The organism is Sphingomonas sp. NPDC019816 (genome assembly GCF_050274375.1).
GTDB lineage: Bacteria > Pseudomonadota > Alphaproteobacteria > Sphingomonadales > Sphingomonadaceae > Sphingomonas.
In genome coordinates, this window is record NZ_JBNNOB010000272.1 from 1 (window position 1) to 1,362 (window position 1,362).

Genomic DNA, 1,362 nt, shown 5'->3' on the forward strand with positions numbered 1-1,362 from the left:
AGCTCTAATGCGTGCTGCAGAGCGTGACTGGAAATGGATTGAAAAGTCTCCGGTGATAAAGGTTCCACAGGAAAGGAATAAACGCGTTAGGTGGCTTGAGCCTGCACAAGCTCAGCGACTTATTGATGAGTGTCCTGAACCGCTTAAATCCACTGTGGAATTCGCTCTGACTACTGGCCTTCGCCGGTCGAACATCATTGAGCTTGCATGGTCGCAGATCGACATGCAGAGGAAGGTGGCTTGGATTTATCCTGAGGATAGCAAATCAGGACGGGCAATTGGCGTCGCTCTCAACGATACCGCTTGCGCCGTTCTGCGGAGACAAATAGGAAATCATCATCGTTGGGTGTTCGTTCACAAAGACCCGGTGAGGAAAATGCGAGTCGATTCTAACACTGCGTGGCGCGCTGCGTTAAGACGAGCTGGCATTGATGATTTCCGCTTCCATGATTTACGACATACCTGGGCGAGTTGGCTGATCCAATCCGGCGTGCCGCTTTCTGCACTTCAGGAAATGGGAGGATGGGAGAGCATCGAAATGGTACAGCGATACGCTCACCTTGCGCCTAACCATCTAACTGAGCATGCGAGGCAAATTGACACGATTTTCGGAGGTTTAGTCCCAAATCTGTCCCATGATGAAATTGGAAATACGGGATGAAAGGCGTAACTCATTGATACTTAATGGCACGCCCTATAGGATTCGAACCTATGACCTACGGCTTAGAAGTTCCTAGAATCACCATCTAACACAGCAACTTACCGCATCAAACCGCGCTCACACGTCCCAAGATGCAAAAAGATGGAAAACCATATCAACAGATGCGAAAACATCCATGTCCCAAATCTGTCCCAGATAGATATCGAAAGCATAGAATTTTCGATACCTATTTTGTTAATAGAATCTGTTCATGTTTGTTGCGGCATTGAGAGTGGCTCCCCCCTGAGCAATCGGAATTGAGTTCTCGCAACCGACCCATGTTGATACCACAGTAGTTCCAGCCTCCTGGAAAACTGTTGGTTGACCAGGACCGTTAAAGTTTCGGATTATCCAACCGCAACAACATGAATTAGTAGCGCTAATAATTGCTATAGGAACCGTGGAATCGGTATTGTTTGAAAGGTTAGCCATTCTCGGAACCTTTCCAGTCGGCCTAACAATTAATGCAGTTCCAGAGAAAGAGATTGATGTTATATTGCCAACAATAGCAGCGTTGAGAAGCTCAACAGCGGTTCCAGCCCCGCTGCCAGCACCACCACCATTAATTGTTATATTCTCTATATTTACAGTTGGGGATGTTAGGTGTGATGCTGTAATGCCGTGAGGAACTATGCAAGTATTCATTATCAGGTTCTCAATTG

General features: G+C 46.9%; 2 protein-coding genes. One reads left to right on the forward strand and one right to left on the reverse strand.

The genetic code is table 11. From position 1 onward, the window contains the following. The coding region (locus tag ACQKJZ_RS19360) for a site-specific integrase (protein ID WP_427733335.1) at nt 1–661 on the forward strand (661 nt) is incomplete at its 5' end. Between the two features lie 234 nt (nt 662–895). Here ACQKJZ_RS19360 and ACQKJZ_RS19365 read toward each other — a convergent pair. Next, nucleotides 896–1,362, reverse strand: a 467-nt coding sequence (locus tag ACQKJZ_RS19365; protein ID WP_427733337.1) for a hypothetical protein, incomplete at its 5' end; no start/stop codon positions are given.